This window comes from Pseudoalteromonas luteoviolacea NCIMB 1944 (assembly GCF_001625565.1).
Classification (GTDB): domain Bacteria; phylum Pseudomonadota; class Gammaproteobacteria; order Enterobacterales; family Alteromonadaceae; genus Pseudoalteromonas; species Pseudoalteromonas luteoviolacea_F.
In genome coordinates, this window is sequence record NZ_AUXS01000026.1 from 118,048 (window position 1) to 132,258 (window position 14,211).

Annotated in this window: 16 protein-coding genes and 1 pseudogene; 4 read left to right on the top strand and 13 right to left on the bottom strand. The window is 41.2% G+C overall.

Going from position 1 to position 14,211, the window contains the following annotated elements; translation table 11 throughout:
* Positions 1 to 12: 12 nt before the first annotated feature.
* On the bottom strand, positions 13 to 393 hold the full coding sequence (locus tag N483_RS10050) for a hypothetical protein (RefSeq protein WP_023401125.1): 381 nt from the start codon (positions 391 to 393) through the stop codon (positions 13 to 15).
* A gap of 594 nt (positions 394 to 987) precedes the next feature.
* Positions 988 to 1,275, bottom strand: coding sequence for a hypothetical protein (locus tag N483_RS10055; protein ID WP_023401126.1), 288 nt, complete (start codon positions 1,273 to 1,275; stop codon positions 988 to 990).
* Positions 1,276 to 1,402: 127 nt separating this feature from the next.
* Between N483_RS10055 and N483_RS10060 the strand changes: the two are divergent.
* Positions 1,403 to 2,558: pseudogene (locus tag N483_RS10060) on the top strand (IS110 family transposase).
* A 264-nt stretch (positions 2,559 to 2,822) separates the two neighbouring features.
* Here N483_RS10060 and N483_RS27610 read toward each other — a convergent pair.
* From N483_RS27610 to N483_RS10120, 11 genes are all read right to left on the bottom strand, one after another.
* Entirely contained in the window at positions 2,823 to 2,948 is a 126-nt protein-coding gene (locus tag N483_RS27610) for a hypothetical protein (RefSeq protein ID WP_023401129.1), read from the bottom strand.
* Positions 2,935 to 3,363, bottom strand: a complete 429-nt coding sequence (locus N483_RS10065; protein ID WP_023401130.1) for a hypothetical protein — start codon at positions 3,361 to 3,363, stop codon at positions 2,935 to 2,937. The genes N483_RS27610 and N483_RS10065 overlap by 14 nt, the downstream gene beginning before the upstream one ends.
* Positions 3,364 to 3,469: 106 nt before the next feature.
* Complete coding sequence (locus N483_RS27475; RefSeq protein ID WP_023401131.1) at positions 3,470 to 4,069, bottom strand: SMI1/KNR4 family protein; 600 nt, start codon at positions 4,067 to 4,069, stop codon at positions 3,470 to 3,472.
* Positions 4,070 to 4,164: 95 nt separating this feature from the next.
* On the bottom strand, positions 4,165 to 4,488 hold the full coding sequence (locus tag N483_RS10075) for a hypothetical protein (protein WP_023401132.1): 324 nt from the start codon (positions 4,486 to 4,488) through the stop codon (positions 4,165 to 4,167).
* Positions 4,489 to 4,950: 462 nt separating this feature from the next.
* Positions 4,951 to 5,262, bottom strand: coding sequence for a DUF6966 domain-containing protein (locus N483_RS10085; protein WP_023401134.1), 312 nt, complete (start codon positions 5,260 to 5,262; stop codon positions 4,951 to 4,953).
* A 125-nt stretch (positions 5,263 to 5,387) separates the two neighbouring features.
* Positions 5,388 to 5,642 (bottom strand): hypothetical protein, encoded by a 255-nt coding sequence (locus N483_RS27260; protein WP_023401135.1) that lies wholly within the window; start codon positions 5,640 to 5,642, stop codon positions 5,388 to 5,390.
* A gap of 24 nt (positions 5,643 to 5,666) precedes the next feature.
* Positions 5,667 to 6,158 carry a GNAT family N-acetyltransferase gene (locus tag N483_RS10095; protein WP_023401136.1) on the bottom strand — a complete coding sequence of 164 codons (492 nt, stop codon included), beginning with the start codon at positions 6,156 to 6,158 and terminating at the stop codon, positions 5,667 to 5,669.
* A 120-nt stretch (positions 6,159 to 6,278) separates the two neighbouring features.
* A complete protein-coding gene (locus N483_RS10100; RefSeq protein WP_023401137.1) occupies positions 6,279 to 6,758 on the bottom strand; it encodes a DUF1203 domain-containing protein in 480 nt (159 codons plus the stop codon).
* A gap of 547 nt (positions 6,759 to 7,305) precedes the next feature.
* Positions 7,306 to 7,704, bottom strand: coding sequence for a hypothetical protein (locus tag N483_RS10105; RefSeq protein ID WP_023401139.1), 399 nt, complete (start codon positions 7,702 to 7,704; stop codon positions 7,306 to 7,308).
* Between the two features lie 675 nt (positions 7,705 to 8,379).
* Positions 8,380 to 8,748 carry a hypothetical protein gene (locus N483_RS10115; protein ID WP_023401141.1) on the bottom strand — a complete coding sequence of 123 codons (369 nt, stop codon included), beginning with the start codon at positions 8,746 to 8,748 and terminating at the stop codon, positions 8,380 to 8,382.
* Positions 8,749 to 8,919: 171 nt separating this feature from the next.
* Complete coding sequence (locus N483_RS10120; RefSeq protein WP_023401142.1) at positions 8,920 to 9,432, bottom strand: M23 family metallopeptidase; 513 nt, start codon at positions 9,430 to 9,432, stop codon at positions 8,920 to 8,922.
* Between the two features lie 272 nt (positions 9,433 to 9,704).
* Here N483_RS10120 and N483_RS10125 point away from each other — a divergent pair, with 272 nt between their 5' ends.
* The 3 genes from N483_RS10125 (at position 9,705) to N483_RS10135 (ending at position 14,139) form a co-directional block, all read left to right on the top strand.
* Positions 9,705 to 11,192 carry a PfaD family polyunsaturated fatty acid/polyketide biosynthesis protein gene (locus N483_RS10125; protein WP_023401143.1) on the top strand — a complete coding sequence of 496 codons (1,488 nt, stop codon included), beginning with the start codon at positions 9,705 to 9,707 and terminating at the stop codon, positions 11,190 to 11,192.
* Positions 11,193 to 11,206: 14 nt separating this feature from the next.
* Entirely contained in the window at positions 11,207 to 12,319 is a 1,113-nt protein-coding gene (fabD, locus tag N483_RS10130; RefSeq protein ID WP_023401144.1) for an ACP S-malonyltransferase, read from the top strand.
* A gap of 77 nt (positions 12,320 to 12,396) precedes the next feature.
* On the top strand, positions 12,397 to 14,139 hold the full coding sequence (locus N483_RS10135; RefSeq protein ID WP_023401145.1) for a carbamoyltransferase: 1,743 nt from the start codon (positions 12,397 to 12,399) through the stop codon (positions 14,137 to 14,139).
* Positions 14,140 to 14,211: the final 72 nt, after the last annotated feature.

Consider the following 14,211-nt stretch of genomic DNA (forward strand, 5'->3'; position numbering starts at 1 on the left):
CTTGTTAAGTGTCTACTCAACAGAGCTTACAGCTTTATTTTTTAGATCAACAGTATAGATATGACCCAATTCATTGGTAACTTTCAACTTATTGCCCCAAAAATTTAGCTCGGTAGAAGTAATAAAAACATCTTGAACATCAGATTCTTGAGATTGCTCATAAGATGTTTTATATACTTGGATTCCCCATATGGGGTTCCCTGTTTTAGTGTCTAAGACTTGTATGTATCCACCATTTTGATTAGTTCCATTTTCATGAGACCAATGTGGAACAGTATAAACATAATTGCCAGAAATGATTGGTGATACTGGCTTCGGAGCCTTGCGTTTAGCGTGGCTCGGCAGAGAAATAAGCACACTGATAATAAAGAACAGACAATATTTCGTAGACACTTAATACTCCGATATGGATTGGCAGCTAACGCTTTAATAATAGGCAGAAAATTGTTTGCTAAAATGTTGAGGAACGAAAATAGAAAACTGTTTTTGTCCTTATTAATTAGTTTGTTACAAAGCATTCACCCACCAACAGTATCAAATGATTTACAGCTTGGGTCGTAAGAATCTCTAATTGCTCGTTGAAACAAGCCTGAGAGTTGACGCAACGTTTTTTAAGCCCATTTCTTAATTTTTTGTACAGTGACTCAACTACCTGATGAGATGAGCAGTTGTAAGCCCAATCCAAATCAGTTGAAGCAATTGCAATTCGGCCGGAAGTAAGGATTCCGTCCTCTAGTACACTTCGTTATATTAGGATGAGGCCATCATCTAGTAGAACCTCATCGAAGTGTTGCCCATGTTTAATGTTCACTCCTCGATGCTCCATAGGTGATCGTCAAAGGCAGCATGATCACCTTCGTTCAAGAAATATTGAAATTCACTCCGCACCTCGATTCCTTAGTAGCCCTAAGCGACGTAAAATGGTTGGCTAAATTAGGAACAAAGTGACGTAAGCCAAGCTTTTTCCGTTCGTACTTTGGCGATTTGTTAGGTATTAGTTACAACCAGTAAAAAAACAATTATACCTGAAATAATAACTCCAATGACGCCTGCGCAACACCAGAGAATCTTAAAACCTATAGTTCTAATTCTTTGCCCTGATTCAGAAAAATGTTCAGCAGCTAACGTTAAAGGCCAAATATTACTTTGAACAGATAAATCTCTTTCTGGTGCTGACGGTAAAATATGCTTATAAAGGAGCGAAGAAAGAACAAGCATTATTATGCAAAATATAAACATCAATGAAACTATAATATAAAACATAATTGTATCCATTACACCAGCTATCCTAAACACCTAGACATAATGACTCCCACACGGTGCTAGCCTCCGCATTTTCGTGGGTTAGCTTAAAGCCAGAGCCATAATTAGTTTGTCAAATAACTAAATAGCAGAGGCTAGCATGACTAAACATAACATACTTTTCATTGGCTTAGATACTCATAAAGAATTCATTGAAGTTGCCTATATTGAAGACAATCGTGGCGCTCAACCCATTCATTTCGGTCGCATTTCTTCTGCTAAAGTCGCTATTAAAAAACTTATCAGGCAATTTGAATCTAAATACCCTAATGTAACTCTGCATTTCGTTTATGAAGCTGGCCCTTGTGGTTACTGGATTTACCGCTTAATTACTTCTATTGGGCATTGCTGCTACGTGGTTGCCCCCTTCGCTTATTCCTAAAAAACCTGGGGAGCGTGTAAAAACCGATAAGCGTGATGCCTTTAAACTGGCCAAATTACTTAAATCTGAAGACTTAACCCCTATTTATGTACCTGAGCCAGAAGATGAAGCTGTTCGTGATTTATCTCGTGCTCGAGAAGTCGCGATGAAAGACTTAAAAGATGCAAAGTATCAGCTAAAGGCACTGCTTCTTCGCAACAATATCAACTATACAGGCACTGCAAATTGGTCAACTAAACACTTACGATGGCTTACTGAACTAGTACTGCCTCACCCAGCACAACAAATAGTTTTACAAGAGTTTATTCAAACTATAAACGAGCGAACTGCACGATTGGAGCGACTCGACAATGAGCTCTCTCATCATGTTTATCAATGGCGTTACTATCCTGTAGTGAAAGCAATCCAGGCGATGCGCGGTGTTCGCTTACTCGTGGCCGCTGGCGTTGTCGCTGAGCTTGGCGACTTATCACGCTTCGACCATCCCCGTAAATTAATGAGTTATCTAGGTCTTGTACCCAGTGAACACTCGAGTGGTGGCAAACGCCATATCGGCGCCATCACAAAATGCGGAAATGGCCGAGCAAGACGCCTCCTTGTTGAAGGTGCGCATACATATCGCTACGCAGCAAACATATCGACAGATATGCAAAAGCGACAAGAAGGTTTACCAAAGGAAATTATTGATATCGCGTGGAAAGCACAGCTTAGGCTCTGCAAGCGTTATAAAAAAATGATAGACAAAGGGAAACACTACAATCTTGTTGTCACTGCTATCGCCCGAGAAATGATTGCATACATATGGGCAATCGCTAAAGAAGTGGTGCTTACGCCTGTGAACACAAAACTGAGATTGGCAAGAGTACCCGCATGAACAACGAATTAGAGTTAATACATTGGATCAAGCATCGGGTGAGACACAACCACCGACGGCGTTAGGATGGCAATGTAGCTAACGCTGCATTGAACCACGAACATAGACTGAAGACAGGTGCCACGACGAACTAAGTAAGGTCTGCTCTGTTACTAGAAATAGTAATAACCAACGAATATCAGCAAGATAACCGACGACATTACTTGCTTCATCCTATGTATTAACTCGCTCTAATTCGAGTTGTAATAATTATGGCTTAAAAAGTTAGGCGAGGATCAGTGCGTTTAACTTGACAGTGGGAGTCATACCAACGCCCAGCACAGCGGCTGGCAAAGTTGGTACGTACGTAACAGTTTGAGTGACAGGTTTGTACTTGTTAGCCGTTGCCATGCCGAATCTCCCCTTCCTCGAAAACACCTACAATACAATCAATATGCGGATCTTGAGCATTCTCATTTATTGCCCATTGCCAATCGACTATCTCGGTGTCTGTTGTAAATTTTAATCTAACACCATTCTCAAAACTCAGCTCTAAGCTTAAATCAGAATTTAAGAAAACCTCTGCTATCTTTTGCCGAAGCGTTGTAGTAAGAATTATTCCCTTAGCAATATCTTCCTTGTCGATTGCTTCTTTAGCTGGCTGATAACCAGAAATAACTCTATTTAAGCCCTCTTCATCTGGAGAAATAACATTTTGAGAGATAAGCCAAAAACTATCGAAATATAGATCGAATGTATCACCAATACTTATACGAGAATAGAAATTCCCTAATAGCTTCTCTTCTAGTATCTCGATGTCGCTCATAATTCTCCAAAGACTGCTAACGGCTAATATAGTTGGCTATAACTTGTAAGGAACGAACAAAGCCAACTGAATTTTGCCCGCTTTTAAATAGTTTGTTAGTTGTACGCTATTCGCCTGCTTCTAATACCATTTGGTTACGCCATTCAGCTACGCTAGCCCACTTTTCATCAGTCACCCCATTGTGCGACCAAAACACCACTTCACCACTTCTATTAATGCAATAGTAATCAGAGTTATCTTCACAAATAGGCATGAGCTCAACAGGTAAGTCATAAAACTGTCGAGCACTCACCAATGTTTCATATATGTCAGCATAACTAGGTGGATCGGTTATTTCTAATGCTTCAAGTGGTGCATCACCTAGGTCATACCCAGATTTAATGAATGCTACATATTCAGGTGGAAAAGTGAAACCTAGCTTTTCTTGAGCCTCTGCAATTGCAATATCAGTAGGTATTTTTAACTCGAATTCTTCCATTTTCTCTGACTCAGATAAAGCACAAATATTTTCTTCTTCTGAAACATCAAAAGTAATCGTTATTAAGTTTTTGTCTAATTCCCAAATCGATGTATTACTAGTGAAATTATAATAATTCCAACGCCCGCCGTGTTCTTTGATACTTATATGTTCAAACACAACACCCTCTACTTTTGCTGAATCTAAAAAAGTAGACCAGCCTTGTTTTGGAGATAACTCAATTTTCAAATTACTTCCTTCGTCTCAAACACCCGCTTGGTGAAGCTGGCAGCTTTGCTAAGTCCGAGAGCTTTGACTTGTTAGCTGAGACCACACTCATGCTCTTAAATAAGCCCATGCTCTACTAAAGCCTCTTCCCACAGAGCTGACTTATTCTCACGAAAGTACTTACTCAGTAGGTTACTTACTTCAGGAGACTGAAAACTATTGTTTTCTATGTAGGCTTTTAAATTTTCTGAACTTACCGCGTCCATTTCTTTAATTTTTGTTTGTGGTTCGCAACAACCATAGCCATCAAAAGATATTCTTACCAAGTAAAGGCAGCCATTTGGATTTACATCAAAGTCGGTAAAAACTGAATCATCCTGCAAAGCCAAACAATACTTACATGGGCGCGTCGGCATTGGCTCAAATTTTCGAATATTCATGTTTCTCGCCTGTATAGCTAACACCGCTGTAACCGGCTAATATTAGTTGACTATAGTTTGTGAGACACGAACAAAGCCAACGGTTATTTGTCCGCGTTTACGACTTTGTTAGTTGTACCTTCTCAGCAAGAAGCTGCGTTTTGTGCGCAAGTTTTCTTGATGCCCAACTCTTCGTGATAATGCATCGTAGCACAAAAAGTTAATACAAAAATAATTGAGCCACCTAACCAACAATTAAGCTCTCTTAGTTTAAACTGACCACGCCTTAAAGCCGATGTAAAAATAACGAAACTTCTAAAAATAAGAATAAACGTGATAAATAGAAACGCAAAAATGACAATTCCAGCTGTACTCATAATTCTCCAGTGCAACTAACGCTTTGCTCAGAGTCAAAAAATGCTTGGCAAAAATTAGCGACGAAGGAGCGCAAGCCAAGCGTTTTGCGTCCTTTTGAGCAACTTGTTAGCTGCCTTTTTGTACTGACTTTGAAAATGCGTAAAGCTCTCCTAATAAGTGCTTGTACTTTTGATTTAGTTCATCAGCATTGGCTTTCCAACAGAACTCACCTTTGGCATTGGTTGATTGCCCTAGAACTAAATCATTTAGGCTACCTATACCGCCACTTCCTGCCATTATTATGTTGGCACAATTAAGAAACTCATTGGAATCAAAAGCTGATAACGCACGTTTAAAGTGTTTAACCCACCAATCTGATTTTTCGTCTTCTAACAAAGAGATCATTTCGGTTAACTGAACTCGGATATTTTCGTACATGCTTTCCCTAGGCAACTAACGCTCCGATATGGGGCGCAAAATGCATGGCTATAATTAGCGAGGTTCGAGCGCAGCCAAGCTTTTTGCGTCCTTACCATTATTGGCTTGTTATATGTCGATTAAGCCTATCTAAAGCAGCGTTTTATCATATAGCTGCAAACACTGGCTAGAGCAAAAAACAATATCGAAAATGCCATTATGCCTAAACTAGGCAATAGCTTTCCAGCTTTGTCACTAACAAGGATTTCATAAATACCGAATAACATCCCGAAACCAGCTAATGTAAAAAACAAAAAACCAATTAGCATTGAGAAAAATACAAAGGGTTTTTGAAGGTTCTTAAGTTGCAACCCCAATAAAATAGCTTCGATTAATTCCACAACTCTACCTTAGGCATAAAACGCTTACAGCACGGGCGCGCTTTTCAGCGCCCCATGACTGTTTTTGTTAGGTTTTTTTGTTAACTCAATAACGGCAAGCATATCCTCACCGTCTTCGTCCATTCCAATTTCTACAAACCCAAAGCTAGAATAGAACTCCTTTGCCACTGGATTAGCAGGATCATAACAAATCTCGATCTCTCGGAGGTCTGGTTCCTGCTTTATTTCATCCAAGGCAAGGTTCAATGCTTTACGACCAATTCCTTTTTGTTGATATTTCTTATCAACCATGAAACGCCATATCGATATTCTTTCATTGGATTCTTGCACCCACATAAAAAATCCAACCGGTTCTTCTTTTAAATAGATTGCCCTGGTTTCATACCCCTCATTGAACATCGACTCGACTAACGAATACATATTGCATGCGACATATTCTTCCTGCTCTTTTGTAACATCAAGCTCGCAAACCTCTTCGTAATTACCCTTAGTTACTGAACGGAGTGATACTTCCACTATTTTTTCCTAAAACTTAACGCCTTGATAATTGCAAATTTTGCTGGGATAGTTTTTGCGCGCGAAGCGCAATAGCATAAAACGACACAGTAAGATTAGTCTCATTAATCAACTTGTTAGCTATGCCACACGATCAACTCTGAAACTGTAACAACCGTAAGCAGCATATCTTGCAATTACAAAGCTTACCTTTTCATTGGTTAAAAACTCTTCCAGATCTGATTCTGCTTGCTCAGGTGATGTCAATTTTGCGTCTAATATACGCTCATTAGCACAATATGCTTTTAGTACAAATGTATGACTTAAATAATCGGTTTCAGATCCATTTGGCAATGGCAGTTTGTTACTATCAAACTCCCCACTCTCAGAGTTTGCCAGTACGAAAATTGGACCATATTCTTTATACGGGCCTGTTTTTGTGAACGGACAATAACTGGCCAATATTAGTTCTTCACCAGCCTTTGCGCCACGAAGCACATCTCGACATGGTTCACCACCTTTAGCTTCCAATACTTCTACAGGTTGATTTTGATCGTCAATACCAACATTTCTAACTTTATCTAAGAAATCCGATCTTACAGGTACTATTTTATACTTCATTTGACTCCCTCAATAGCTAACGCCGAAAATAAACGGCTAAAAATAGTTGGCTAAAATTTGTGAGGTACGAGCAAAGCCAACTGTTTTTTGTACGCCTTTAAACTGTTTGTTAGGGTTACTTTTGCACAAAAGGAGATGCAATGGAACCACGCTCATACTCTTGAACCACAATCTCTGCACTGAAACCAGAGACACCACCTTTTTGAACTAAAGCATTTAGAGCTTTAATGGCTTTTGATTTATGCTCTGTTGCTAGAAGGTGACAGGCAGACCAGCAAACTACCCAATCATTTTTATGCTTAAGTAAAGAAAGTAATTCGGAGTATTCGTGAGGTTCTGAATGGGTTCCTTCATAGATTCAAAATATTCATGGTCGTTTGAAGATGTGCCATCTCCTTTGGCAATTGCTGATTCACAAAATTGTTCAATATGCGACATATCTACCCTGTAACCCTAACGCTTGCCTAACCGGCGCAAAATAGCAGGCTAAAATTAGCGACAAAGGAGCGCAAGCCATGCGTTTTGCGTCCATGCCATAATTGACTTGTTATGTCTCCCAACTCGTATCATCACCTATACATTTAAAGACGATGCCTGACCTACCATTTAAGCTGAAAGTAACCTTAGACCCATTTTCAATGGCTTCCGTTTCACAAGATATTATTTGCGACCCCGCAATATTCAACTCGTTACCGAGGTCACGAAACTTATATGAGGTTTCATCAAATTTAATTATGTGCTCATTTTCAAAATCAGTAATATCGTGACGCCAGAAAACGATGCCGCAATCAAAGTAAAGTCGATACCAAGTATTTCCGACATTGAGATAGACGACATTGGCCTCTTCTTCACAGACACCTTCATACCAGAACTCCTGCACAATCAACTGTTTTAGTTCTCTCCCACTGAGTTCGGGTACTACTCCATTAATTTCAAGTTCTTCCATAGTCTAAGGGAAACCTAACGCCGTTGTAATCGGCTAATAATAGTTGGCTAAAATTAGCGACGAAGGAGCGCTAGCCAAGCTTTACGCGTCCGAATTAATTGTTTTGTTAGAGTTACTAAACCCAAACAAAACTAAATATAAAAAAAATGAGTAACCAACCTAAAAGCTTTACAAGGCGAAATCTATTTTGGAAAATGCAAAGCAACAAAGTAACCAAAACTAAAGAATAAATAGTTAAGGCCAAATAAAAGTCGCTGGAGTTTGGCTTGAAGCTAGGAAAAATAGCAGCGAAAATGATAGCTACTAATAAGATTGCTAACACTCTAGAACTGTAGCTGGCTATCTGTTGTTTTTTAAAAGCTTCCATTTAGTGAGCAACTCTTGAATGTAACCCTAACATTTTTATCTACGATAAATGTCGCATAACAACAACTTAATTCCAGCCGTACAGCAACGGCTATTTATATACGCACTTTATTACCGCCAACCATAACAATAAGTTAAGCAGATGTCACCAAATTAGAAATGGTTAGAGTACGTCAATTGTCGTATAGCGGTGATATTTGACAAATACCCCCCCGCATGAGCGGTGTAAAATGCCAAGCAAAATTTAGCGACGAAGAAGCGCAAGCCAAGCTTTTTTTGCACTCTTTATGTTCGATGCGTTTTTTATGCTCACTCTGGATAGGAGCCTAGTTTTTTTAACCTCGCCCAAGATGGTGCCGCTAGGTTAGAATGATTAGAATATTGGCTTTCCGCAGATATAGACTGAGTTTCTTTGATTACAATGGATTCTAGGAGGTCGTAATCTGAGTCTGATAGCTTACCCGACTTAGTGTGTACACCAATTTCCGGATAACAGTTATCGGTTGAATGGCTACAGACTGACACTAGATAGAATTCAAAAACCCCATCGCTTTTCAGTGATAAGCTTTCTAGCTGAAGGCGAATTGCTTCTAAGCATGGAATAACAAACCTAAAGTCGTCATATTTTGTTGAGTCTGAAAACTCAGAAAATAGAATCCCGTAACTTCTATCGTACATCTACGATGCTCCTAGAGAATACAACACCTTAATAATCGGCTAAGAATAGCAGACTAAACTAAGCGAAGAATAAGCGCAAGCAAGCTATTTTGCGCCCACAGTTTAATTGAATTGTAATAATGGCATTTAAAATTATAAGATACGTAGCACAGAGCAAAGGCCAAAACAAATTCACTCCACCAGCGCCTTTCCAGGATCTAAATAAAACATCTTTTTCCAACCTTGTGTTTCTAGTGTAGCGCACCAAGGCAGAGGGATTAGAGAAAGTATTGAATAATGCAGATGTGCGGGTTTGCCTTTGGCGTTACCAGTGTCGCCAAGTGTACCTATTGACTCTCCTGAACTAAGCCACTGCCCTTGGGAGATTGAGTAACTTTGTAAGTGAGCATAGTAATGAATACGCCATTTTGGCCCAAGCACAGCCACAACTTTGCCACCTTTATTGGCCTGCCCGACAAAAAGCACAACACCACTCGACGCCGATAATACCTCTGTGCCTTTTTTACCAAATATGTCTATGCCTTTGTGCACCCCTGATGTGCCCCATGGTTCGTACCAGAAGGTGTTTTGGTGCCAATCATTTACAGTGGCACCACGTACAGGTATATGTAGAGATTGCGGGACCAGCCCCCCAATCACTATTGCAACTAATAGGGTTAAAAATACATATTTAAACAACTTCAAATGAATCTCCTTGAAAAAACCACCTTGTCACACATTTAAAAAAGCGAATAAATCTATTGCGCGTTTTGCACGAAAAGTAATAACTTAGCCGGTAACAAGCCTTTAAAAGTAGATTAAATACTAAAACTCCTTAAAAAGTGCTGAATATGCCTCTGATTAAATTACAATCTAATAATCTTGTACTATACGATTTTGATTTATTCCTCCATTTTGCTTTCATAATTATGTATCACTATTTGCCATAATTAGCCGTAAACTCGCTTGGAATAGATATGCCGCACACACTAGATAAGGAAAACTTCCAATCATTTGGTGTCGTTTGTGAACAAAAAAATAACAATAAAAACCAAGAAAGTACTAAAAACACGAAAAGTAATGAGCCCACAGCCATTTTGCCATCCAGTCTTGGCTGTGCCAGTTTTCGCAAGGACTATGGTTTAAAATATGCCTACTTAGCTGGGGGCATGTATCGTGGTATTGCATCTAAAGAGCTAGTGACTGCCCTTGCTAATACTGGATTGATGGGTTTTTTAGGAACTGGCGGTAGAGCCATAAAAGACATTGAACATGATATTGTTCATATTCAAAAAACACTTGCTGAAGGCCAAGCTTATGGCATGAATTTGGTCGCTAATTTAGACTCGCCTGATATTGAGCTTGCCACTGTTGAGCTGTACTTAAAATACGGTATACGCTGTATTGAAGCGGCGGCATTTATCCGCATCACACCTGCGCTTGTGTTATATCGCCTTCAAGGCCTATACCAAGACGCGCAAGGCATTGTGCGCTCTAGCAACAAAGTGATTGCCAAACTCTCGCGCCCCGAGGTTGCAAGTCACTTTTTAAGCCCTGCACCTATGCGGGTCGTGCAACAACTGCTCGAAGCGAACAAGATCACCACTGAGCAAGCGCAATTAAGCCAATCGGTATTTATGTGTGATGACATTTGCGTCGAAGCAGACTCAGGAGGCCATACAGACAGAGGCTTACCTGCAGTGCTGCTCCCTTCAATACAAAGTCTGCGCAACCAAAAAGTTGCAGAATATGGCTTTGCTCATGTGCCTCGTGTAGGTCTTGGAGGTGGGATTGGTACGCCCAGCTCGGCAGCTGCTGCATTTATGATGGGCGCTGACTTTATTCTTACCGGTTCGATTAACCAATGCACCGTCGAAGCTGGCACCTCAGACACAGTTAAAAATATGCTGCAAAACATCAATGTACAAGACACTGATTACGCTCCAGCTGGCGATATGTTTGAGTCGGGAGCCAAGGTACAAGTACTTAAAAAAGGTGTATTTTTTGCGGCTCGCGCTAACAAGCTATTTCAACTGTACCAGCAGTATGACTCACTCGATGCTTTGCCTGACAAGCTCAAAACCCAACTACAAGACAAATATTTCAACATGAGCTTTGATGCCATTTGGCGACAAACCAAAGCGTACTTGCTGGCAACTGGCCGCCCTGAAGATGTAACGCGTGCAGAGCAAGACAGCAAGTACAAAATGGCGCGGGTGTTTCGCTGGTATTTTGCCCACAGTATGAAACTGGCCTTCAGCGGTGATGAACAAGCGCGAGTGAACTTTCAGGTACATACCGGCCCTGCCCTTGGTGCTTTTAACCAATGGGTGAAAGGCACAGAGCTGGAGTCATGGCAAAACCGTCACGTTGATAAGATTGCAGACAAACTGATGCGCGACACCGCTGAATTGATGAATGCCAAGGTTCGACAACTACTGGCAGCTAACCTCGCTTACAAATAAAAAACGGAGTAGATATGAAAACATACATATTTCCGGGACAAGGATCACAATACGTCGGCATGGGCAAAAAGCTATTTGCTGAGTTTCCTACGTATACCGAGCAAGCAAGTGACTTACTGGGCTACTCAATTAGCGAGCTGTGCTTAGCAGATCCCAACAAGCAACTTAATCACACTCAATTTACTCAACCTGCGCTTTACACTGTCAGCGCCCTCGCCTTTTTACAGCAGCAGAAACAACAGGGTATAGCAGACTATTTAGCTGGTCACAGCTTAGGGGAGTACACAGCTCTGTTTGCCGCAGGTGCAATAAGTTTTGAGACCGGTTTAAAGCTGGTACAAAAACGCGGTGAGCTAATGAGTAATGCGGCCTCAGGCGCTATGGCGGCGGTGCTCAATATTACTGAGTCTGAGTTAAAAAGCGTTTTACTAGACAACAACTTAGAGTCTATTGATATTGCTAATTTGAATGCGCCAGAGCAGATAGTGATATCCGGCCTTGCCGATGACATCACTCAAAGCCAACCCGGTATTGAACAACTAGGAGGCCGCTTTATCAAACTCAACACCAGTGGTGCTTTTCACTCTCGCTATATGGCCCCAGCTCAAGCTGAATTTGCTGACTTTATTCAAACCATCGAGTTTGCTCCCCTGCATACGCCAGTGATTGCTAATGTGACCGCAAAACCGTACCAAGCCGCAAACATCTCAAGACTTTTAATTGACCAAATTACCCAACCTGTACAGTGGACAAAAAGCATCGAATTTTTGCTCTCACAAGGTGATATGTGCTTTTTGGAACTTGGCCCAAAAAAGGTCCTGACCAAACTAGTACAAACCATTGAGCAAAACTTTGCCAAAACCCCAATACTCAGCACAGTAACGAACTCTCAGGTCAATCACCTAGTTGCCACACCGCAACAACAAGTGACACGCTGGAATAATACTTACCCAATTGGTACTGAGGTGATGGTAAAAGGCCAAACAACTCCGTGTAAAACACGCTCTCAAGCCACCTTACAGTTTGGTCACCGCCCTACAATTTATTTGCACGATTACAGCGGATACTTCCATTTAAATGACGTAAGTCCAGCAGTTATTAAGGCTCACATAGCGGCAACGGCTTAAAACAACATGAATAAATACACTGGCCTGAAAAAGGCCATCAACAGAATAAACATTAACAATACTTTTGGACCACAGCGATGAAATATTACATTGGCTTAGCAACCTCATTTCACGATCCTGCAATTGCGATCGTTAACGAAAAAGGCGAACTGATTTTCGCTGAAGACGCGGAACGCTTTTTAGGCTACAAGCGCGGCTTATACTGTCTACCAGACAACCCTTACTACATTGAGGAAGTGCTCAAAACCCACTGCGCTGACTGCACTGAGTTAGTGATTGCCAAAACATGGAGCAAGGGCCGCGAAAAAAGCACCAATATTTTAGAAAATGTGGTTTTAAGTATTTTAGAAACCTTCTCATTTAATATCGACGTCAACACTCGCGATATTAAAGATCAATTCTACTTTGCTCGCGCCTCTCAAGCTGCTGCGGGCAGAACCCTGTCACGCTTTTTTGAAGCAGGTTGCCGTAACTTTATTGTCGGCAACTACAGAACCAAAAAGCCTACCGATGTCCGCTATCACGATCACCATTTAACTCACGCAGCCAATGCGTGTTTTAACAGCCCGTACGACGATGCAGCCTGTATCGTCGTAGATGGCATGGGTGAAAAAAGCAGTATTGCCTATTACAGCTATAAAAATGGCCAAATAAAGCCAGCTCCTATCAAGGTAAAACGCTCTTTTAAAAGTCTTGGACTGTTTTACACCATTATCTGTGAAAACCTTGGTTTTGACCCGCTAAAGGGAGAAGAGTGGAAAGTAATGGGTCTTGCTCCGTATGGTAAAAAAGACCAAAAGGTCTATGACTTACTACGCTCATCACTGCAAGTTAAAAACGGTAACTTTGCGGTGCCTAAAAACCTCAACGCCATCATGAAAGAGATCAAAAGCATGGCAAGAGAGCCAGGTGAATCAGTTGAGCGCTATAAAGACTTTGCCTACACAGGCCAGCTGGTATTTGGCGAAATCTTCATGGATTTGATCAATGCAGCATATGACTATGCGCCATCTAAAAATCTCACAATTTCTGGTGGTTGTGCGCTGAATTCATCATTTATGGGCACAGCACTTGAGCGCTCTAAATTCGAAAATATTTTTGTGCCATCTGCGCCTGCTGACAACGGCAATGCCATTGGCGCTGCGTTTTTGAGCTATCAACAAGACAACCCAAACTGGCAGCCGAGTAAAACTGTACAGTCCCCATACACAGGCTCCACAGTCAAACAAAAGTCGCTGCAAAAACTGGCGCAGTACGGCCATCTAAAAGCCACAGATTATGGTGATGAAGTCTACAAGAAAACCGCTGAGTTTTTAGCCGAAGGTAAAATTATCGGTTGGGCACAGGGACGCGCAGAGTTTGGCCCTCGCTCTTTGGGTAACCGCTCAATCCTCGCAAATCCATGTTTGCCGGATATGAAAGACACCATCAACGCCCGGGTTAAGTTCAGAGAGGAATTCAGGCCTTTTGCACCTTCCATCTTGCATGAATACGGCGATGAGTACTTTGAAAACTACCAAGAATCTCCTTACATGGAACGTACCTTGGTGTTTAAAGAAGCTGTGCGGGACAAAGTCCCAGCTGTGGTGCACGTTGATAATACGGGCCGTTTGCAGTCAGTGAAAAAAGAATGGAACGAACCTTACTACAACTTGATCAGTAGCTTTAAAGAGATCACAGGCGTACCTGTGCTACTCAATACCAGCTTCAACATCATGGGTAAGCCCATTGTGCATTCTGTTGAAGACATGCTTGCGGTGTTCTTGATGTCAGGTATCGATGTGTTGGTGATCAATAACACCATCTACGAGAAAAACTAGCAACACGCGCCCTAAATCAACATTGATTTGGGGCGACCGCCAAGGTGGGCGGTCACTTTATAAGTTATACAT

Coding starts and splice junctions, on each gene's coding strand:
- N483_RS10055 (WP_023401126.1), bottom strand. CDS start 1,275: ATGGATACAATTATGTTTTATATTATAGTTTCATTGATGTTTATATTT.
- N483_RS27610 (WP_023401129.1), bottom strand. CDS start 2,948: ATGGCAACGGCTAACAAGTACAAACCTGTCACTCAAACTGTTACGTAC.
- N483_RS10065 (WP_023401130.1), bottom strand. CDS start 3,363: ATGAGCGACATCGAGATACTAGAAGAGAAGCTATTAGGGAATTTCTAT.
- N483_RS10075 (WP_023401132.1), bottom strand. CDS start 4,488: ATGAATATTCGAAAATTTGAGCCAATGCCGACGCGCCCATGTAAGTAT.
- N483_RS10085 (WP_023401134.1), bottom strand. CDS start 5,262: ATGTACGAAAATATCCGAGTTCAGTTAACCGAAATGATCTCTTTGTTA.
- N483_RS10100 (WP_023401137.1), bottom strand. CDS start 6,758: ATGAAGTATAAAATAGTACCTGTAAGATCGGATTTCTTAGATAAAGTT.
- N483_RS10105 (WP_023401139.1), bottom strand. CDS start 7,704: ATGGAAGAACTTGAAATTAATGGAGTAGTACCCGAACTCAGTGGGAGA.
- N483_RS10115 (WP_023401141.1), bottom strand. CDS start 8,748: ATGTACGATAGAAGTTACGGGATTCTATTTTCTGAGTTTTCAGACTCA.
- N483_RS10125 (WP_023401143.1), top strand. CDS start 9,705: ATGCCGCACACACTAGATAAGGAAAACTTCCAATCATTTGGTGTCGTT.
- fabD (WP_023401144.1), top strand. CDS start 11,207: ATGAAAACATACATATTTCCGGGACAAGGATCACAATACGTCGGCATG.
- N483_RS10135 (WP_023401145.1), top strand. CDS start 12,397: ATGAAATATTACATTGGCTTAGCAACCTCATTTCACGATCCTGCAATT.